We start from the raw sequence: 22,197 nt of genomic DNA, 5'->3' as shown, positions 1-22,197 counted from the left end.
CTGCCTGGCGCGTTGCCCCTCCAGAATCAAAAAAACGCCGCCTGCATCAGCAAGCGACGTTCCAATTTTCAAATCAAGTTAACCCAGCAGCTGCAAGGTCGTCCGCATTTCCCCGCCGGCTTCAAGCGCCGCATGGGAGATGAATGGGCCATTGAGCGGCTTGCCGTTGAGCGTCCGTTCGCCCACGAAGTTCAATGCGTCGTGGTTGTTCGGGGTCGTCAGGGTCAGCGTGTTGCCATTTGGCAGGTGAATGGCGACATGGTCGAAGAACGGCACGCCAAGGACGTATTTGCCGGAGCCCGGCGTCACAGGGTAGAAGCCGAGGCCGGACCAGAGGACCCAGCTGGCCATCGAGCCGTTATCTTCATCGCCTGGATATCCTTCCGGCGCTGTGGAAAAGGCGTGCAGTAAGAGCTGCTTCACGACGAGTTCCGTGCTGTGGGAGTCGCTCGCAATGGCGAAGAGATATGGCAGATGGAAACTTGGCTGGTTGGAAATGGCGAGCTGGCCAAATGGCTGGGCGGCGAGCTCTCGCATTTCGTGAATGGTGCCACCATAACTGCCGACATGGTAGACTGCCGGCTGGTTGACCATTTTGTGCAGATTTTCCACAAAGGCGTCCTTGCCGCCGGTGGCTTCGATCAAGCCGGGCAGGTCTTCGTACACGGCGAAGCTGCTTTGCCAGGCGCCGCCTTCTGTGAAGCCGTTGCCCCAGGCGAGGTCGTCGAAGCCAGGGGTGAAGTGGCCGGCCTTGTCCTTGCTGTGCATGAGCTTAACGCTTGGGTCAAACACGTTGCGCCAGTTTTCCGAGCGCTTGGCGTATTTCGCGGCGATCTCGGTTTTTCCAAGGCTGGTGGCGACGACGCTGATCAGCCAGTCAGAATAGGCGTAATCGAGGGTCTTATTGACGCTTTCGTGAATCTCGGCCGGGACGTACCCGAGCTCGAGGTATTCGGCGAGGCCTTCGCGTCCGTATTTCGGATCGTGGGAAATGGTCTCGGCGCCGTGGATCATGGCCTCGAGGAACTGCGGCATGAGGTCTTGGGCCTGGCCCTTAACGGCGGCGTCTGCGATTACGGCATCGACCATGGTCCCAGGCATCATCCCGCGTTCATCCGGGCTGAGCCAGCGCGGCAAGAAGCCGGTCTCTTTGAACGAGTTCAGGCAGCCTTCCAGGAAGTCGTGGTATTGCGCCGGCATGAGCAAGGTGTACAGCGGGAAGCTGCTCTTGTAAGTATCCCAGAAGCCGATGTTGGTGAAAAGCTTGCCAGGCCGCACGGTTTTCGAGGTGGTGTCGTAATGCTGCGGCGCGCCCTTGGCATCTTCTTCGTAGAACCGCATCGGAAACAGCAGCGCGCGGTAGAAGTTGGCGTAAAACAGATTTTCGCGGTCCGCGTGATGGTCGCTGACTTCGATCTGGTCAAAATGGGTCTGCCAAGCTTCGCGATGCACCGCCACGAGGTCATCGAAGGAGAATTGTGCCAGGCGCGACAGGTTCAACTTGCCTTGTTGCGCGGACAAGAACGAGGTGGCAAAGCGCACTTCGGCCGTTGCGGTGGTGAAGACAAGATCCGTCGCGTCGGTGCCGGCCGCTTCAACGGTTGGCAGCGGCTGGCCTTCCGGAACAGTCAGCGTCAGCCACATGGTGAAATCCGGATCTTCGCTGCCAGAAAAATTGCTGGTGGTCAGCGTGATCACATTATTTTCCGTATTCACGTACGCGCTTTTCGGCGAGGTGATGCGCAGGCGCAAGGTCGTGCCGGTCAGCGAATGCAGGCGAATCGCGCCGCCGGTCAAGCCGGCTGTGGCGGTCATGGCGATCTGTTGGCCCTGCTCGGTCAGGTGCAGGAGGTGTGGGGCAAAGGTCGCAGCCTTGGGGTCATATGTCAGAAGCGGCGTCTCGGCAAAGCCGTCGCCACTCAGCGGGGTGAACAGGACGTGCTGGTAATCGCCGATCCACGGGCTTGGCTGATGGGTGATGCGCAGGCCGGCAAACGCGGTCTGGTGCGGGTCGAACCACCACGGGGTATCCGCCTGGGTGGTCTGCACGCTGAGGTAATTCATCCCAAACGGTACGCCGGTCAATGGCAGCGTGTTGCCATGGGAAAATTCGTAGGTACTGGCTGTGCCAGTGCGTGTATCGATCTGATCAACTGAAAACATGGAAATTCCTTTCCGGCCAGATAAATGGGCCCTAACAGTTAGATTTGAATGATTGCGTGACGCAGGCTGGTGCGTTTGCGCGCGGTCCGCTGGCTGGCGGGCGCGCGTTTCTTCTATATAAAAGGTCAAAGCAAGATCGTGCCGGCATGTGGCACGGCGCGGCGATCGGCGGTTGGCGCGTCCACAAGCACGAGGCGCAGGCGTTTGGGAGAGTCTCGCCGGGTGCAAGTGGCGCGCCAAAAGAGGCGGCTCGCCGTCAAAGTAGTGGCCTTAAAAGGCGGGTCGCTACCAAAACAATGCGGTGCTCGGACCGTCCTTGGTCAACCATGCCACCGGTGCGGCCAAGCTCGCTCAGGCGTTTGGGAAGCCAGCGAGGATCGGGGCAGTCAGATGGCATGAGGACGGGTCCCTATTTTCCAGGGACGCACCGGAAGCAGAACGTGGCGCTCAGCGGAGGCACACCGGAAGCGGCATGCGTTTCCCCACAACAGGGACGCACCGCGGGTCTACGGCTCAGGCGTGCACTTGGCCGTCGAATCCCGCACGACTAGGCGCACCGGCACAGTGACGTGCTTGGTGATCGCCTTTTCCGGATTGTTGATCTGGGCCAGCATGAGGTCCACGGCTTGGCGGCCGATCTCGGCAAAATCCTGGGTCAACGTGGTCAGCGGCGGGTCGTTGGTGGCGGCGAGCTCCAAGTTGTCAAAGCCCACCAGCGCAAGTTCCTGCGGCAGGTGCCAGCCTTGGCGCGTCAGGCCCACCGACAGCTTCACGGCTTCCACATCATTGCCAACAATGACGGCGGTGATGTTTTCCTGGCGCAGATACGCGCCGATCTCGCTGGGCGAGGTGAAGGTGCCGAGCGCCTTGGACCACAACAATTGTTGCGTTGGCAACAGGGTGTGGGGATGGTACGTGTTCAGATAGCCGAAAAAGCGCTCCGGCACGGTGCCCACAAAGTCGCGCCAAAACGGGACGCGGCTGAAAAAGGCGATGCGCTGATGACCCAGCGCCATCAAATGCGCGGCTGCCATGGCGCCGCCTCCGGTATTGTCCGAGGAGACACTTGGCAGGGCCAGCGCGCCGGGTTTGTCGTCCAGCACAACGGTGGGGATGTGCAGCTGATAAAAGGTGATCAGCGTGGGCAGATCCTCGGTCATGTTTTGCGGATAAAAGAAGACGCCGGCATAATCGCGCTTGAAATGGTACAAGTCGATGCGCTGAAACTGGTGGTTGGTGATGGTCTCAAGCTGCCAAGTCGTGCCTTGCAGCACCCGCGAGATCGCGCCTGCGTAATCGCCCATTTTGACATTGGCAAACGGCAGGACGAGCAGGAGCTTGCGCACCGCAGTGGTCGTGTGCGGTTTGACGAAGCTGCCCTTGCCCTGGACACGGTAAATAAGATCCGCCTTGGCCAGTTCATTCAGCGCGCGTTTGGTCGTGATGCGGCTGACTTGATAGCGAATCGCCAGCGCGTTCTCGCTAGGCAGTAGCGCGTTTGGCGCATACTCCCCGCGCAGAATCGCCTTTCTCAGTTTTTCGAAGAGTTCCTGGTATTTGGTCAATTGAATCGCTCCAGTTGGTATAAGGTCACAAGACGACTTTTTGGAAAAATGATAACGGTTACGCCCATATTGTCACATTGCATGATATATTTCAAGGGTAAAAACATACCAAGGAGCTGTAACATGACAGACTATTTGACAAAAGGCGCCAGCGCCTTCATCGACGACATTGTTGCCAAATGCGGCGAGGACCACAAAGCCTGGGCGGAGACGTTCGCCTTGACTTATGCGGACACCTTGAAGCACGCGTTGGTCAAAGATGGCGACGAGCGCATCTTTGTTTTGACCGGCGACATTCCGGCGATGTGGCAACGCGACTCGACCGCGCAGATGCGGCCGTACCTCGTGCCCGCGCAAAACGATCCGGAGCTGGCTGATGTGATCGAAAAGGTGCTCAACCGCCAGTTCTTCAACATGGCGCTTGACCCATACGCCAACGCCTTCAACCAAGAGGCGAACAACGCCGGCGCGCAGACCGACAAGACGCAGATGACGCCGTGGATCTGGGAGCGCAAGTACGAACTGGATTCGCTGTGCTACCCGGTCCAGTTGGCCTATCTTTTCTGGAAAAACACGGGCCGCACCAGCCATTTCAATCAGACCTTTGAACTGGCGATCGAGCGGCTCCTCACGACGATCACTGCGGAACAGGACCACGCGCATTCCCCGTATTCCTTCGTTCGCCCGGATGCGGATCCTGGCTCAATTTTGGCCAATGGCGTCGGCACCCCGGTCGCGAAAACTGGCATGAGCTGGAGCGGCTTCCGGCCAAGCGATGACCGGTGCGAATATGGCTACCTGGTGCCGGCGAACCTGTTTGCCGTTGAGATCCTGAACGACCTTGCCGAGATCTACAAGGATGTCCTGCACAAGCCAAGCGAGCGCTTCACGTTCCTGGCGCAAAAGATCGATGCCGGCGTCGCCAAATACGGCGAGACCACCAATGCGGCCGGCGAAGCGATCTATGCCTATGAAGTCGATGGGCTCGGCACCGCCACCGTGATGGATGACGCCAATGTGCCAAACCTGTTGGCGCTGCCGTATCTCGGCGCGGTCGATCGCGAGGATCCCGTGTATGTGGCGACCCGCAAGACGATTTTAAGCAAGGAAAACCCGTACTTCTACAGCGGCACATATGGCGCAGGGCTCGGCTCCCCGCACACCCTGCCGGAATACATCTGGCCTATCGCCAAGGCGATCGAAGGCTTGACGGATCCGGACAAGGAAAACAAGGCGGCGATCTTGGACCTGCTGACGCAGACCACGGCCGGCACCAAGATGATGCACGAAAGCTACAACGTCGAAGATCCGTCGCAGTATTCCCGCGAATGGTTCTCCTGGGCCAACATGATGTTCTGCGAGCTGGTCATGGACTACTTCGATCTGCATGTGAAGCAGGCGTAACCTGAGACCTGTTATCTATGACGATAGGTGACTGATCTCTCGAACCCCGTTTCATTTGATTTAGCCGCGCGAATAAAAGCGGCTTTGGTTTCTGTACCCATTTTTCACCAAAACGAGTCTGTCAACTTGTTATTTATATAGAAGCGGGACAACTGTCGGGCTTGGGGCCGCCAGGTAAGTGTGCCAAGCGCCAGGTCCGGGCTTTGGACCAGGTGATTGGCGCCTTAGCTGCTCGGACCCGGGCAGTTGGCCTACGACACTGCTGTCACAGTCGTACACATTACTGGCACTGGGGACAAGCCAGCTTTTGCCCAGTGCCAACTTAACAGGAGGAACAATCATGGCAAAGAAGAAAGTATTCATCGTCTCGCATGCACATTGGGATCGTGAGTGGTACATGGGCTTTGAAAAGCACCACATGCGCCTGATCAGCTTGATGGATGATCTGTTTTACCTGTTCAAGCATGATCCGGATTTTAACTCGTTCCATCTCGATGGCCAGACCATCATTTTGGATGACTATTTGGCCGTGCGCCCAGAAAAGCGCGAGGAGCTCGAGCAATATGTCCGCGAAGGCAAACTCAAGGTCGGCCCATTCTATATTTTGCAGGACGATTTTCTGATCTCGCCTGAGACCAACGTCCGTAACACGCAATATGGGAAAAAGCAGGCCAGCGAATGGAGCCAGCCGGTGCCGCTTGGCTACTTCCCGGATACGTTTGGCAACATGGGGCAGACGGCACAGATGATGCAGCTGTCCAAGCTCGACACCGTGGCGTTTGGCCGCGGCGTCACCCCAACTGGCCTGAACAACCAGGTCGGCCAGGGCAAATTCGATTCGACGTTCTCCGAAATGTGGTGGGAAGGCCCCGACAAGAGCAAGGTGCTCGGGATTCTTTTTGCCAACTGGTACTCCAACGGCAACGAGATTCCGGTGGATGAGGACGAGGCCAAAGTTTATTGGACGAAGAAGCTGGCGGATGCCGAGAAATTCGCGTCCACGCCGGATCTGTTGTTCATGAACGGCGTCGACCACCAGCCGGTTCAAATGGATGTCACCAAGGCGATCAAGGTCGCCAACAAACTCTTCCCGGATTACGAATTCATCCACTCCAACTGGCCGGATTACATCAAGGCGCTGAAGGCGGACCTGCCAAAGGATCTCTCGACGATCGAAGGCGAGCTGACGTCTCAGGCGACCGATGGCTGGTACACCTTGGCCAATACGGCGTCCAGCCGCGTTTACCTGAAGCAGGAAAACACCCTGACGGAGCGCACGCTGGAGAACCAGGTGGAGCCACTGCTTTATTTGGGCGGCGAAGCGACGGCGGAAAATCAGGACCGGCTCGATTTTGCCTGGAAAATGAAGCTTCGCAACAATCCACATGACAGCATCTGCGGTTGCTCCGTGGATCCGGTCCACCAGCGGATGATGACGCGCTTCCATGGCGCCCAACAAGTCGCCGAGGTGCTGTCCGAGCACGCGCTGACCAGCTTCACCAACAGCCTCGACACGCACAACTTCCCGGCTGACAGCCATCCGTTTGTGCTGATCAACACGAGTGGCGCCGAGAAGCATGAGGACACCACGGTCGAAGTCGAGATCGCCCGTGCCTACTTCAAGGACGGCGCCCCGCAAGCGCAGTACGACAAGATGGTCGAATTGGGCAAAAATCTGCCTGAGCTGACCGTCATCGATGCGGTGGGCGAAAAAATCGCCGCAAAGATCACCAACCCGCATGCGCGCTTCAACTATGATCTGCCGGATCGCACCTTCCGCGAACCATACATGGCGCTTTATGTGGATGTTGATGTGGCGGCCACGCTGCGGCCATTTGGCTGGCAGAGTTTTGCCGTGATCGAAGGCGCAGCTGCCCTGGATGCGGCTGTCTCGATCGATGGGCAGACCCTCCGCAATGCCCGCCTCGCTGTCACGCTTGAGGCGGATGGCACCGTCACCGTGACGGATCAGGCGACTGGCCATGAATACCGCGACGCCGTTGATTTTGAGGACGTCGGTGACATGGGGAACGAATATATTTTCCGCCAAAGCGCCGACAAGTTGACCTTCACCGCGAAGGATGCGGCGTTGTCCGATGTTGCGGCTGTTCAGACAGCGGCCGGGGCGCAGCTGTCCTACACCTTGACCTACCAGCTGCCGAGTCGCGCCGCCGCGAGCCTGGATTATGAGCGCGAGGCGGTCATCGACATCACGAACCGCAAGAGTGTGCGCGGCAGTGAGTTGCAGCCGCTGGCGCTTCATGTGACCTTGACCCTCGCGGAGAATAGCAACAAGCTCGCCATCCACGTGACCGGCGATAACCAGCTCAAGGATCACCGGCTGCGCGCGTTGTTCAATACGGATCTGACCAGCGAAACGAATGACTCGGAGTCGATCTTCGAAGTTGTGGCCCGGCCAAACAAGGTGGGCAAAAACTGGCGGAACCCGACCAATCCGCAGCACCAGCAGGCCTTTTCCACGGTGCATGACGACACGCGTGGCGTGGTCGTCGGCAACTTTGGCCTGAATGAATACGAAGTGACGCCGGATGGCAGTCAGATCGCGGTCACCTTCCTGCGTTGCGTGGGCGAAATGGGCGACTGGGGCTACTTCGCGACGCCTGAAGCGCAGTGCCTTGGCGACTTCCATGCCGATCTGTCGGTGGCCTTCACCGATGGCAGCGAAGCCGAGCAGTTGGCCGCATACCAGGCAGCCCGGGCGGCTCAGATTCCGGTGATCTTTGGCCAGACCGGCGTGCATGCCGGCGAAAAGGCACCAAGCAACACGTATCTGGATATCGAAGGGGATGCGTTTGCGGTCACCGCAACGAAGATGAGCCAGGACCACGGATTGATCGTGCGGGGCTACAACATGACCGGCGAAAGTCAGCCGCTGACGGTGTTGGCCGCTGGCAAGGATGCCGCAACGCTGGCTGATTTTGACGGCGATGCGATTGCTAAGCCCGTCAACAGCGAGCTTGCCCCGGCCGAGATCCGGACGTATCAGTTCAAGTAAACAGGACGCAGCCTCGCGATGCGGGGCTGTTTGTCGTTGTGCTAGGTGTTTTCAAATAAAAGACGGCGGGCGCTTGGGCGTCTGCGAAATTGACTCAGGGCAGGCGGGGTGTCTGCCAAAAGGAGATAAAGATGAGTGTTGAATGGCGCGGGTTGCCCGCAAAATATGAACAAGGCGCATTGATCATTGCCGGCCATCATGGCGCAGACGCGGTGGCGGCCACGGTCACGGTCGAGCAAGCCGAAACCGGGCTGACGCTGACGCGCAATGGCGAATATGGCCACATCACGTATGGCACCGTGCATGATCTGATGCGCGCGATCACCTTGTGGCTGGGGCATGCGCAAACCGAGACGACGTTTGACCTGCACGAAGAATCTGCCTTCACCGAAGTCGGCGCGATGATCGATCTCGCCCGCAATGGCGTGTTGTCCATGCCCGAGTGGCACCGGACTATCGAAAAGCTCGCCAGCCTCGGCTACACGGAAGCCTGGATGTATCTGGAAGACTGTTTTGAAGTGCCGGAAGAGCCGTATTTTGGCCTGCAACGCGGCCGCTACAGCCAAGCTGACCTGCATGAATTGGCGCTGTACGCCGATCAGTTCGGGTTGGTGATGGTGCCAGCGATTCAGACCCTGGCCCATTTGCAAAACGCGTTGAAGTGGACCGCGTTTCAGGACATCAAGGACACGCCAGAAGTGCTCTGGGTGGAAAAGCCGGAAACGACCGAATTTTTGCGCCACCTGTTGAAGGCGGCCAGCGCCCCATTTTTGACCAAGAAGATTCACATTGGGATGGACGAGGCGTATGGGCTGGGCACCGGGGACCGGCTGATCAAGGTCGGGTACGAGGACCAGCTGAGCCTGTTGTCCAAGCACATCAAGACCGTCGATGGCCTGTGCCGCGAGCTGCATCTGCGGCCTTACATGTGGAGTGACTTCTGGTTCACCGCGGCGAGTCCGAAGCACGAAATGTACGACGAGACTGTCCATTTTTCCAAGGAATTCGCGGATGCGATGCCGGATGTCGGCCAGGCGTACTGGGATTATTACCACGAAGACGTCCAGACCTATGTGACCCGCCTCAAGCAGCATTTCGAGCTGAAAAAGCCGGTGGTGTATGCGGGCGGCTTGTGGACCTGGGGCGGCATGGCGCCGCATCAACAAAAGATGCTGCAAAGCGTGCGGGCGGGGATGACCGGCTCGCGCGAGACTGGCGTCAAGGAAGTCGTTGCGACGATGTGGTTCGACGACGGCGCCGAGACCCCGTTTGAATCCGCGTGGCTGGGCCTGCAGACGTTTGTCGAATACGCGTATCACGAAACGGTGAGCGACGCGGATCTGGCGCGCCAGTTCAAGCTGATGCAAGGCGAGGACATGGCCAGCTACATGCTGTTGGATGAGTTTGACCACATCGAGCCCAATCCGGACAACCTCAGCGCGGAGAACCCAAGCAAGATCGTTTTATATGAAGACTTGTTCCTGCAGCGCTACCAGGTGAACCTCAAGCCGTTTGATCTGGTGGGCCATTACAGCAAGCTCGCCCTGGCGCTGGCCACCACGCCAACGTCGCCAGCCAGCCAACCGCTTTTTGCCTACTTCAAGGCCTTGGCCACCGCCGATGCGGCGAAGGCCCGGGCGCTGCAAGCCGTCGCCAGCCTGGATCTTGCAGGTGAAAATCGTGACGCGGATCCCGCCATCGCGGCGATCGCCGGCTTCAAGCAGGCGCTGGACATGCTTCAGCCGCTCGCCCGCATTGTCTGGCACAATGAGCGCCGCGGCCAAGGCTACGAGATCCTGGACATCCGCCTCGGCGGCCAGGCCTCCCGCGCGGACACGGTCATCTGGCGCCTGCAGCAGTGGGAACTTGGTCAAGATGACCTGGCGGAGCTCGCCGAGCCAAAACTGCCGATGGACAAGTGGACGAGCGGCCCGATCGGACATGGACTGTACAAGCAGATCGTCAGTGCGGATATGATCTCGTTTTAGTCTGTTGTGACCGTGTTTCCTGAGGACGTGCAATTGCCGCGCTGCGAATCGGTTTCTGACTGAACGCAAAAAGGTCTGGACAAAAATTCTTGTCCAGGCCTTTTTGGTGGTTCTCGATGATTTAACAGCTTGTGCACAGGTGCCACCGTTTCGAGGGCACAGCAAACAGGCCGAAGTCTCCTCCGACCTGCCAAATTTTAGGTTGGATCCCTTTCCCTCTTCATTTTCGAGATTCCTCCCGTCGGTGTTAGGGAACTTATTCAGTTAGAAATGCGGTGGTACATTTTTCCGGTGCCTTTCAGCACTGGGTCCGTTTAGCCCTTTGGGTTACCCCCTTACTGCAGGTAACCGTCATTGCGTCGCTCGGGGTGGGTCGCGGGTTGTCTCCCGCCGGACTGACCGACGCTGGGAGAGAACTCGTGGCCAGCTCCTCCACGCCTCTCAGTGTCGAGATTATAATAACCCCGGTAAGCGGATACGTCAATCGGATTTTAAAGGGAATTTCTGTCAACATTCGTAAGAATTATTTGAAATTCCGATCTCGACGGTTGACGTTTATACATGATTTGTTCAGTATTTTTGCGATAATGAACAGTTTTCCTGATTTTGACCATTAACCCGTCGTGAAATGAATTTTCCACCATCGCATTTGGCTAAATAAAAACAAAATATACATGGTGGGACAGGATGCGGCTGTTGGCGGCACGCTGCCTCGAAATTGGCACCGGCCATTTTTGTGCGCGACGCGTGACGCCTTGCAACGCGGGAATCTGTCTCTCAGGCTTTGGACCGATTTGGCGGGGTCGCCGCATTTTTTTCGCTCGGGGACTTGAAAGGCTGTGCTACACTGGAAAGGCAAATCGAAATAAAGGATGGTGCCGCTCGTGATCGGGAAGGCCTCACAAAATATTTTTATTAAAGTCTATGTCCTGCTGATGCTCAGCTTCTTCTTCTGGGTCTTCACCTTGTGCGGGGTGGTCGTGCTCGGCATCGGGCCGGCGTATCGCACGATCGCAGAGGTGTTCGACCAGAACCAGTGGGAATACCGGCAATATCATTTCAAAGATGTCTGGGCCGTTTATAAAAAAGTGTTCAAGCAAGCCAACTTGGAATTCTGGGGTTTTGCGGCGGTCAGCGCGATTTTGGGGTATAACCTCTATCTCGCCTTGCAACTTAAAGTGATCTGGATGCTGGTCATTACCTTCATTCTCATTTTCGCACTGCTTCTGGTGGCCAGTCTCTGGCTGTTCCTGAACGGGGTGCACAGTCATTATGATGTAAGCTTTAAACCGGCGCTGCGTCTGGCAGCGGGCCAATTTTTCGCCAGTTTCCCGCGGCTCTTGCTGTTTTGGGCAGGGCTGATCATCATCATTGTGGTCAGTGCCAAATGGCCGGGCCTGATTCTGTTTCTCAGTGTGCCAGGCGTATTGGTCTGGACCTCGTACATGTCGACCAAGTGGTACAAGTTTGTCGATAAACAAGTCAAGTAAGTCACCGAAACGGGCCGCGATGCCCGTTTTTTTGTTGCCCGAATGCGGCTGCCGAAGCCCTGTGTTTCCGGGTTGCGACACTTTTGAAACTTCCGAGACTTTAATTTGGACACTAATCTCTTAAATATGTATATTGGCATCGGAACAACCGTTTTCTACAATGTAACCGTTATCAGTTAAGTAAGGGGGAGGGTCAACGTGGAAAATAGTGCCGCTATTGAACAAGCACCGGTACGGACCAAGAAAAAGAAGAAGAACTTTTTCCAAAAGGTCAACGAAAACAAGACCTATCTGTTGTTCGTTTTGCCTGGGACATTGTTCCTGATCATCTTTTTCTACATTCCAGTGTTTGCCAACGTCGTCGCATTCCAGAACTTCCAATATTCGGAAAAAGGGTTCCTCTGGAGCCTGCTCACCAGTCCGTTTGTCGGGTTCAAGAACTTTGAATTTTTCTTCAAGTCAGCGGATTTCATGCTGGTCTTGCGTAACACCGTCGGGTACAGTCTGACATTCCTGCTATTAAATTTCTTCTTCGCGATCTTCTTTGGGATCGTCATGAGTCAGTTGCGTAACCACCGGGCGCTGCGCGTTTATCAAACATCGATGCTGTTCCCGTACTTCTTGTCTTGGGCCATCCTGGCATACTTCGTTTATGCCTTCCTGAGCACGGACAAAGGGATCATCAACCACTGGATCACTGGTGGCGGTGGGACCGCGATCGACTTCTACAACGCGCCGCAGTTCTGGCCTTTCATTATCATCTTTATGGGTGTTTGGAAGGGCATCGGCTACAACAGTATTCTCTACTTCGCCACTGCCAGCGGGATCGACCCGTCATACTATGACGCCGCGATGATCGATGGTGCCAACAAGTGGCAACAGATCCGCAATGTCACACTGCCACATATCATGCCAGTTGCGACATTGATGCTGATCTTGAACATCGGCGGGATCTTCCGTTCCGACTTCGGGCTGTTCTACTTGCTACCACGAACATCCGGGACGCTGATCAACGTCACGCAGACGTTTGATACTTACATCTATCGTGCGTTGACCACCACCAATGATATCGGCATGTCGACCGCCGCAGGGCTGGTTCAGTCCGTTGTCGGGGCCGCGCTGATCATCATCACCAACTTGATCGTTCGCAAGCGTCAGCCAGACGCCGCATTGTTCTAGAGGGGAGGGACACGTTTTGCGGAAAAAAAGGCACATTACTTCAGAAGAGATTCGCAAATTTAGCTACGGAACCAACGTGTTCTTCAACATTTTCTTAGCCCTCTTTGCGATCAGCTGTGTGGCACCATTCCTGTTCATCGTTGTTTTGTCACTGACCAAGGAAAGCGACATCACCTTGTATGGCTACCAATTCTGGCCAAAACACTGGTCGTTTGGCGCTTATGAATACCTCGGCAGCATGGGCGGTCAGCTCATGACGTCCCTGGGTGTCACCTTGTTTGTCACCATCGTCGGGACCATCATCAACTCCACGTTCGTTTCGACCTACGCGTATGCGATCTCCCGGCCGAACTTCCACTTTGCTCGGTTCTTTACCGTTTTTGCCCTGATCTCCATGCTGTTCACACCTGGCATGGTGCCGACTTACTTGGTTGTCACCAAGATGTTGAACCTGTCAGATAATATCTGGGCCTTGATCTTGCCGATGAGCTTCTCAGTCTGGAACGTTTTGATCATGCGGACGTTCTTCAAGACCAGCGTTCCTGAGGCGATCATCGAAAGTGCCCGGATGGATGGGGCATCCGAGTTCCGCACCTTCCGCAGCATTGTTGTGCCGCTTGCGGTACCTGGCATCGCGACCATTTCCTTGTTCACGACGCTCAGCTACTGGAACGATTGGTTCAACGCCCTGTTGTATACGAGTTCCAGCAACATCATTCCGTTGCAGTACTTGCTGGTCAAAATTCAAAACAACATTCAGATCTTGTCGCAGCAAGCCGCTCAGGGCGGCGCTGCCCAGATCGCATCCCAGCTCCCAACGGAATCCATGCAGTTCGCGGTCGTAGTTGTGGCGACCTTGCCAATTGCATTGACCTACCCATTCTTCCAGAAGTACTTCGTCAAGGGTATGACCATTGGCGGGGTCAAGGGCTGATCCGTTTTACCTAATCTTGTGTTCCAGGCGTTATGAAAAGTTTGTCCAGTTTTAAATAAATCCACGGAGGGGTTCATTCATGCATTATTCTAAGCGTGTTTTGATGATCGCCGCCGCTTCGGCCAGTGCCATTTTGCTGGCAGCTTGCGGTAGCAACGGTAGCAGTAGCAGCAACGGGGGAAGCAGCAGCAAGACCGTTGTGACGATGATCCAACCAGGCAGTGGCATTCAGAACGAAACAAAGCTGATGGCCGCCGCGAACAAGGAACTTCAAAAGAAGTATCCGAACATCGAACTGAAGATCAAGCAGATCGACTGGGGCGATTATGGCCAGAAGTTCAACGTTATGGTCACTTCTGGTGAGTCCTATGACTTGGCCTTTTCTCAGGACTACGCAGCCAATGCGTCCAAAGGTGTTTTCCAGGACTTGACCTCATTGATCAAGGACAACGCCAAGGAAGCTTATGACGCGATCGATCCTGCGTACTGGCAAGGTGTCAAAGTCGATGGCAAGATCTATGGTTTCCCAACCAACGCCAACGTCTTTTCTCAGCAGGCTTTCGTCTTTAACCCGACCTTCACCAAGAAGTACGGCATCGACGTCTCCAAAGTTGATTCGTATCAGTCACTCGAGCCAGTTTTGAAGGAATTCCACGAAAAGAACCCGAACGTCGTGGCCTTCCCACTGGTCAAGGGTGCACGTATCTCCCTGAAGGCAATGTCTTATCCGCTGGGGAACAACTTCCCATTTGCGATCGACGCTTCGGGCAAGTCCACCAAGGTCGTCAACCAGTATGACACCAAGGAAATGATGGACGACATGAAGACGCTGCACAAGTATTACCAAGCCGGCTACCTGCCAAAGGATGCCGCGACCTCATCCACCACATACAATGCGGCGGATGACACTTGGTTCGTTCAGAACCAGACGGTCGGCCCATTCGACTATGGTAACAATGCGTTGAAGACGGCGGCGAATGGCAAGGACATCATTGTCAACAAGTTCACCGATGCCTACAAGCAGACTTCTGATGCACAGATGGCCGTTTATGTCATGAGCAAGACTTCCAACCACAAGAAGGAAGCCATGCAGGTCATGAACGCGATCAACACTGATAAGAAGCTTGAAAACATCCTGGTATGGGGTGTTGAAGGCCAGCAGTGGAAGTTCACGAACAAGGACAACGGCCAGATCGAAACGCTTAAAGGCTACGATGCAACCAAGGCGCTTGGCGCATGGCTGACTGGTAACAACCGTCTGCTTTACACCAAGTCCAACATCACACCTGACGATATTGCGACCCGCGACAGCTCCATCAAGTCTGCCAAGGACTCCGCAACGCTGGGCTTCAACCCGACAACGGATGATGTGAAGACCGAGCTGACCAACGTTTCGAACGTCATGAGCAAGTACGCTGACATTCTGAACACCGGGACTGCCGATCCGACAACGACCGTTAAACAGATGGACAAGGAACTCAAGGCTGCCGGCTGGGATAAAGTGCAAAAGTCCCTGCAAAAGCAGTATGACGCCTTCCTTGCAAGCAAGTAACTAAGTGCCTCCCTAATCAAAAGGTATCGATGGCTGACATCGGTGCCTTTTTTTGAGGGTGCGGAGCCGAGCGCTTAGGTCTGAGCGGCTAGTCTGGCGTGGGCGCTTGAGGCGCACTTCGCCTCGAGTGCCCACGCCAGCTAGACGTCTCAGACCTGCTCGGCGGAGCCCGACTAAGAAAAGGGTGCGGAGGCTCGCGGGATGGTCGGTCGGCTAGACGATCCGGCCCTGAAACCGTCCCGCATACCGCACTTTCCAAACCTATAACCACTACCCACACATCACACACATCTCAATTTTCCATATTCCTGGAGGCAATGTATGAACGAAGCGAGTTTTAAACGAATCTCCCGCATCGCGGAAGCGTTGAAGGACAACATTCAGCGCGCACATTATCCTTTTTCCAAGGCAACGGTTGGCGGCGATATGCCCACCCGCGACTATCATGCCGGGGACTATTTTGGCAAGGCCGATGGTAATTACGATATGACCGCCACGGTGCCGCTGCCCGATTACGATGCAAGCCGCCATTATGCGCTGTCGATCGCGACGCGCGGGTACAACGATGACAATAGTCGTAATCCGCAGATGAAATTATTTATCGGCGATGAGTTGGTCCAAGGCTTGGACGTCAATCACCGCACCACGCGCGTTGAGCCGAGCTGGGTGGTCAACGATCAGATCAACCTGCGCCTGCAGATCTATGCTGGGCGCGACGACAAGCAGTTCCCCGTCGACATCGAGGCGTTTTGGCTGGATGAACAGAGCTGGACGACCTATTTTGACTTCATGACGTATCTGGGCTGCTGGCAAAATGTCGACAGCGACGATAATTTGGACAATCGCTACCACCGCGCGCTGGAGGCGGCGGCCAATCTTGTCGACCTGCGCGCGCCGTATTCGGATGACTACGAGCAGAGCTTGCGCCAGGCGTCTGACCTCCTGCACAGCCAACTCGACGAGGCGCCGGATGCGAAAAACGGGACGATCTACGCCATCGGGCACACGCATATCGATATGGCGTGGCTGTGGCCGATTCGCCAGACCGTTGAAAAGGCCAACCGCAGCTGGGCGACCGTGCTGAATCTGATGAAGCAGTATCCCGATTTTCAGTTCATGCACAGCTCACCGCAGCTCTACAAGTGGATCAAGGAAAAATACCCCGAGGAGTATGCCCAGATCAAGCAGGCGGTCAAGGACGGCCGCTGGGAGCCAGAGGGGGCCATGTGGGTCGAGCCTGACACCAACCTGCCATCCGGGGAGTCGCTGGTCCGCCAGATCTTGTACGGCAAGCGGTTCTTCAAGAAGGAATTTGACCTCGACTCGCGCGTGCTCTGGCTGCCGGATGCGTTTGGCTATACCGGCGCCTTGCCGCAGATCATGAAAAAGGCCGGCGTGGATTATTTCATGACCACCAAGCTCGCCTGGAACGATACGAATATCTGGCCGGACACCAGTTTTTACTGGCAAGGCATCGATGGATCCAAAGTCGTTGCCCACATCATCAACACCATCTCCGAATTCTGGAGCCTCAACGAGTGGTACTCCACCTATTCCGGCCTCGTCACCCCGAACGTCCTCAAGAAGACCTGGGACAAGTACCGGCAAAAAGACGTCTCCGACTCCGTTTTGGTCGCATACGGCTGGGGCGATGGCGGGGGTGGCCCGACTGCCGAGATGATGGAATACCTCAAGCGGTTCAAGCAGGGCATTGCCGGCATGCCGCGCATCAAAAACGCCGGCGCGGCCGAATACTTTGACCACCTGGCCGCGCAGCTCGCCGAACATCCCGGCGAAGTGCCGACCTGGATGGGGGAAATGTATTTCGAGTTCCACCGCGGCGTCTTCACAAGCCTTGCGAAAAATAAACACAACAACCGGGCCATTGAGGCGCTTTTGTCCGCCACCGAGAAGCTGTTGGCCACGGTGCCGGGAGCGGCCGCCCATCACGAAACGCTCGATGACATTTGGGAGCGCACCATGATGAACCAGTTCCACGACGTTTTGCCTGGCAGTTCGATCAAAGAAGTCTACGATCAAACGGACAAGGATTACGCCAAGGGCTTTGCTGAGCTGGACAAGATCCTGGCCGCTGTTGCGACGGATCACCTGACCGCCCAGACGGATGCCATCACGCTGTACAACCCACTGGGCGAGACGCGCGACATGGATGTGGTCTTACCGCTGAGCCTGACGCAAACGGCCAGCGTGGCGGGCAAGCCGCTGCCGGTGCAGCATCTGGCCGACGCAAGGGCGCTGGTGCGGGTACCAGCCGCCGCCCCATTTTCCATGACGACGATCACGACTGGCACTGAAGCGGCCGCGGCCCTGCCAGCAGAAGAGCCTCTTGGGACGTCGTTTGAGACCGCGGATCTAGCGGTCACGTTCGATGCGAATTTTGCCATCACCAGCCTGATCGACAAACACGCCGGGCGCGAGGTCGTGCCGGCGGGCGGCAAGCTCAATGAACTCGTCGTCTACCAGGATCTGCCGACGGAATACGACGCCTGGAATATCGACAGCACGTATCACGCGAAGTCCTGGCCGGTCAGCGAGGTCGTCAGCGCAACGATCGAAAGCCGCGGCCCGCTGGAGGATATCCTGCACATCGTTCGTCGCTTCGGCCAGTCGCTGATCGACCAGCGCTGGCACTTCACGCATGGCACCACGCAGATTGCGGTTGAAACGGACCTCGACTGGCACGACGACCACATGCTGTTGCGCAGCGAAAATGCGGTGGATGTGAACGCCGACAATGCGACGTATGACATTCAGTTCGGGACCCTCAAACGGCCGGTCAACAAGAATACATCCTGGGAACAGGCCAAATTCGAGGTACCGGCCCAGCTGTGGGCGGATCTCTCCGATCGCGGCTATGGCCTGAGTATTTTGACCGACGCGAAGTACGGCTATGATGCCGCCTATCAGCATCTCGGCCTGTCGCTGCACCGCTGCCCGACGATGCCGGATCCGGAAGCCGACACAGGCGCGGATCATTTCACCTACACCTTGATGCCGCATGCCGGCGACTGGGTCCAAGCGGGCACGATGCAGGCTGCGCTGGCGCTGAACAACCAGCCGATCGTTTGGCCTGGCTATGCGGCCAGCGAGACCGCACCGTTTGTCACCTGCGACAAGGATGACGTCCTGATCGATACCATCAAAGTCGCCGAGGACAGCGATGCCACCATCCTGCGCGGCTATGAGTTCGCAGACGCCGCAAGCCAGGCGACCTGGACCTTTGCCAAACCGCTGGCCAGCGCCGCCATCTGCGACCTGCTGGAAAATGAGCAGACCCCACTGACCATCAGCGAAGACGGTCGGTCGGTGACCGTGCCGTTTAAGCCATTTGAAATACAGACAGTCAAAGTTACTTTCAAGTAAGGATGCGGAGGCCCGCGGGATGGTGGGGCGGGTAACTTGGCTCGAGGGTCAGATGGCGTACTCAGCCATCTGGCACACGAGACAGCTAGGTGCCTCACCCCTGCGCTGCATCCCAATTTAAATAGAAGAAACACGTTTTGACTGCACGCTCAAAAGACGGGCTCCGCCGCGAAATCTCGCGGCGAGGCTCGTCTTTTGGTGTGGTAAACTGAGGGGACAGGAGGCGACCGAGATGAAACTCAATTTTCGACGATTGATGCAGATCTATACCGTGGTGCTGCTCGTTTTGGGCTTAGGCATCACCGGCGTTGGCATCGTCAGCTCGGTCAGCAGCTACCAATCGTCGCTGGAACAAGCGGAAAACATGGCGACCCAGCGCGCGACCGAAACGGTGACCCGCTACCAAACGATCGCCGATGACTACGCCGCAAATATCACCTCAGATGGCCGCCGGTTGACGAATATCGCGCAGTATTTTGCCCTTTCGCCGGCCGCCTACGCGCAATACGCGATCACCCAGAGTCAAGGCGAGGGCCAGTATTACAATTGGTCCAACGAATCCTCGACGTTCATGATGCAGCATCCCGAGGTCAAGCGGCTGACGCTGACGCTGAATGTGACGAAGGCCAAAGCGGGTCAGGTGTTTGTGGCCACCCAGAAGAAAAAAGAGGGCCAGCTGCTCACGAACCAGAATATCAGTCCCGATTTTTCCACGAGCCTGATCAATCCGACCGACGCGACGATCGATGGGACCCTGGGCATCGATTATGATCGGAGCACGCTGGATCAGCAGCTCGCCGCGATCGACGCCCGGGCGCATTTGCAGGTGCTGGTCCTCAATAATAGCGGCGTGTTGGTCAACCATTTTAGCGACAGCTCAGTGGACAAAAATGAGCGCGCGCTGGCGACCAAGGCCGCCAAACTTGACGACTTCAGCAAGCTCCACGACTTCACCGTCGAGAAAAAGGAGCTGCCCAATGAGTTTACCTTGATCTTCGTTGTCAGCCGCAGTGGCATGCGCGCCCTCATGTTCTGGCGGGTCGCGTCGGTCGCTTTGCTCGGGCTGTTCGTGCTGGCGCTGCTCAGTGCGCTGTTGTGGGTCACGTTTGGCCGGTATCGGGTCCAGCTCAACACGATCTTGGCCACGGTAAAAACGGTGGGCAATGGCGATCTCAAGGCGCGGGTGCCGGTCACGGTGGATCAATCCGACCTCAGCGAGCTCGGGGATGGCATCAACCGGATGCTCGGCGATATCGATCAATATATTTATACGATCTACCAGTTGCGCATCGCCCAGCAAGAGGCCAACATCAAGGCGCTACAGGCGCAGATCAATCCGCATTTCATGTCCAACACCTTGGAATACATCCGCATGGCCGCGCTGGATGCCGATCAGCCGGAGCTGGCCAATGTCGTGTATAATTTTGCCGCCCTGCTGCGGAACAACACCGATTTTTCGCCGCTGACGACGATTCAGCACGAATTGGATTTCATCGACAAGTATGTGTTCCTGTATCAGGTGCGTTTTCCAGACCGCTTGGCCTACCAGATCACGGTGGACCCGACGATCGCGGCGCTGAGCATCCCGAAGTTCAGCTTCCAGCCGTTAGTTGAAAATTACTTCGTGCATGGCGTCGACTTCTCGCGCGGCGACAACGTGATTCGCATCAAGTCCTGGCGAGAAGGTGACCTGATCACCATCAGCATCGCCAATAACGGCAAACCGCTCGCGCTGGATGAGGTCCAGACCCTGAACAAACGGATGAAGGAGCCGCTGGCCGGGGACCAGAGCACGTCGATCGGTATTCAAAATGTTTATTCACGACTCGCCGATTATTTCGGTGATAGCTTTAATATGTTTATGACCAGCGACGGGTTGAGCGGGGTCCAGACCACGATTCAATTCCGCGACCCCGCTGCCGACAAAGGAGACCACGATGAAAAAAGTAATGATCGTTGATGACGAATACATGTTATTGCGCGGTCTGCCGAAATTGATCGACTGGGCGCGCCTCGGCCTGACCATCGTGAAGACCGAGCAAAATCCGCTCAAGGCGCTCGACTGGTTGGCTGAGAATCCGGTGGATATCTTGCTGTCAGACATGAACATGCCTGAGCTGGACGGTCCGACCTTTGTGGCCAAGGCAAAAAAATTGCAGCCGGACATGGAACTGATCGTGATCTCCGGTTACGCCGACTTTGATTACGTGCGCGCGGGCCTGCAGCAGCACGCGGTCAATTACCTCAGCAAGCCCGTCGACACCGAGGAATTGGTGACGGCGCTCGAGGCGGCACTCAAGCGCATCGACGAGCGGCAGGCCAGCGATCACAACGCAACGCTGGCGGCTCAGGCCGAAATGCGCGCGCTGGTGGCCGGCACCGACCCCGGCAGTGCGCACGACCTGTTGAAAAGACTTGAGATCGTCTTCACCAATCCCGCGGCGCCGGTGCGCTTGATCGCGGTCCTGAATCCACTGCCGCCGACGGACCTGGTAGATTTTTTGCAGGAACAGGCGGCGGTCCCTGGCTTTTTCCGTGAGGGCCAGGACTTCATCATCCTGTTTCAAGGGGATGACAATCAGCTCAATGCCTTCATCAATGAAGCGCCGCAGCCGATCTCCTCGACGCGCCGGCCGGAATTGATCGGGCCAACGGTGTCGAATATGACCACCTTGACCGAGGCCTATCACACCATGCGCGGGGAGATCGCCCGGCAGTATTTCTTCGAGACCAATGCGGGCCTGCGCCGGCTGCCGAGGCCCGAGGAAACCGAGACGATGCCGACACTGCCCGGTTTTTCCGAGCTGCGCGAAACGCTTGGCCCGCTGGATCCGGTGGCCTTCAAGAAATGGCTCGTTGAGCAGCTCGAAACACTCAAGGAACTCAACGCCACCGTAGCCTTCACCCGCCAATTCGCGATGATCGTCCTGCTGGTGATCAGCGAAAAAGGCACAGCCAGCGAGCGCAAACCCGCGGCGATCAACGCCATCAACCAGGCGCAGACGGTGACCAAGCTGACCGAGATTCTGGCCGACATCGCCCAGCGCGCCGCTCAGGAAAGCGATCGCCGTTACTCGCGCAATGTGCTGGCCATGCGCCGGCTGATCCAGGAACGCTACGGCGAACCGCTGACCTTGGCGGAGGTCGCGGATGAGCTCCATTTGAACGCGGTTTACCTAGGCCAATTGTTCAAACAGGAGGTCGGCCGTAGCTTTTCTCAGTATCTGAATGACTGGCGGATGAGCATCGCCATCGACCTATTGCGCAACTCGGGCGAGGACGTCAATCAGATCGCAGAACGCGTCGGCTACCAGACGCCAAGCTATTTCTACAAACTTTTCAAACAACAGACCGGCATGTCGCCTCGCGAATATCGGGCGGCCGCAGACAACGGCACAGCCGACTGACACCCCGAATATGAGAAACAAAGCAGTGTATACCAATGTATACGCTGTTTTTTAATTACAGATTTATTCGTTAATGGTTAAGGGCTTATGAAAATTAGGCCACGATGTGAAAATG

At 56.6% G+C, this 22,197-nt stretch carries 12 protein-coding genes; 10 read left to right on the top strand and 2 right to left on the bottom strand.

Annotation, left to right across the window (positions count from 1 at the left end):
* Positions 1-78: 78 nt before the first annotated feature.
* Positions 79-2,163, bottom strand: a complete 2,085-nt coding sequence (locus tag JUE67_RS03335) for a GH92 family glycosyl hydrolase (RefSeq protein WP_203628461.1) — start codon at positions 2,161-2,163, stop codon at positions 79-81.
* Between the two features lie 506 nt (positions 2,164-2,669).
* Positions 2,670-3,728 (bottom strand): GntR family transcriptional regulator, encoded by a 1,059-nt coding sequence (locus tag JUE67_RS03330; RefSeq protein ID WP_203628460.1) that lies wholly within the window; start codon positions 3,726-3,728, stop codon positions 2,670-2,672.
* 123 nt (positions 3,729-3,851) lie between these two features.
* On the opposite strand from JUE67_RS03330, the gene JUE67_RS03325 reads away from it, so the two are divergent.
* The 10 genes from JUE67_RS03325 (at position 3,852) to JUE67_RS03280 (ending at position 22,082) form a co-directional block, all read left to right on the top strand.
* Positions 3,852-5,132 carry a glycoside hydrolase family 125 protein gene (locus JUE67_RS03325; RefSeq protein ID WP_373300944.1) on the top strand — a complete coding sequence of 427 codons (1,281 nt, stop codon included), beginning with the start codon at positions 3,852-3,854 and terminating at the stop codon, positions 5,130-5,132.
* A gap of 340 nt (positions 5,133-5,472) precedes the next feature.
* Positions 5,473-8,148, top strand: a complete 2,676-nt coding sequence (locus tag JUE67_RS03320) for an alpha-mannosidase (protein WP_203628458.1) — start codon at positions 5,473-5,475, stop codon at positions 8,146-8,148.
* A 131-nt stretch (positions 8,149-8,279) separates the two neighbouring features.
* On the top strand, positions 8,280-10,136 hold the full coding sequence (locus JUE67_RS03315) for a family 20 glycosylhydrolase (RefSeq protein ID WP_203628457.1): 1,857 nt from the start codon (positions 8,280-8,282) through the stop codon (positions 10,134-10,136).
* Positions 10,137-11,020: 884 nt separating this feature from the next.
* The gene (locus JUE67_RS03310; protein WP_203628456.1) at positions 11,021-11,626 is read left to right on the top strand and encodes a YesL family protein; all 606 of its coding nucleotides are present in this window, start codon (positions 11,021-11,023) and stop codon (positions 11,624-11,626) included.
* 198 nt (positions 11,627-11,824) lie between these two features.
* Positions 11,825-12,805: an ABC transporter permease gene (locus JUE67_RS03305; RefSeq protein WP_225877956.1), complete on the top strand. Its 981-nt coding sequence runs from the start codon at positions 11,825-11,827 to the stop codon at positions 12,803-12,805.
* 16 nt (positions 12,806-12,821) lie between these two features.
* The gene (locus JUE67_RS03300) at positions 12,822-13,739 is read left to right on the top strand and encodes a carbohydrate ABC transporter permease (protein ID WP_203628455.1); all 918 of its coding nucleotides are present in this window, start codon (positions 12,822-12,824) and stop codon (positions 13,737-13,739) included.
* Between the two features lie 79 nt (positions 13,740-13,818).
* On the top strand, positions 13,819-15,291 hold the full coding sequence (locus tag JUE67_RS03295; RefSeq protein WP_203628454.1) for an ABC transporter substrate-binding protein: 1,473 nt from the start codon (positions 13,819-13,821) through the stop codon (positions 15,289-15,291).
* Between the two features lie 321 nt (positions 15,292-15,612).
* Positions 15,613-18,675, top strand: a complete 3,063-nt coding sequence (locus tag JUE67_RS03290) for an alpha-mannosidase (protein ID WP_203628453.1) — start codon at positions 15,613-15,615, stop codon at positions 18,673-18,675.
* 232 nt (positions 18,676-18,907) lie between these two features.
* Positions 18,908-20,635 carry a sensor histidine kinase gene (locus JUE67_RS03285; RefSeq protein WP_203636970.1) on the top strand — a complete coding sequence of 576 codons (1,728 nt, stop codon included), beginning with the start codon at positions 18,908-18,910 and terminating at the stop codon, positions 20,633-20,635.
* Complete coding sequence (locus tag JUE67_RS03280; RefSeq protein ID WP_203628451.1) at positions 20,613-22,082, top strand: response regulator transcription factor; 1,470 nt, start codon at positions 20,613-20,615, stop codon at positions 22,080-22,082. The genes JUE67_RS03285 and JUE67_RS03280 overlap by 23 nt, the downstream gene beginning before the upstream one ends.
* Positions 22,083-22,197 lie beyond the last annotated feature (115 nt).

The organism is Lacticaseibacillus mingshuiensis (assembly GCF_016861785.1).
Classification (GTDB): domain Bacteria; phylum Bacillota; class Bacilli; order Lactobacillales; family Lactobacillaceae; genus Lacticaseibacillus; species Lacticaseibacillus mingshuiensis.
Note: the sequence above shows the minus strand (reverse complement) of the source record. Positions and strands in the feature narration are given on the sequence as shown.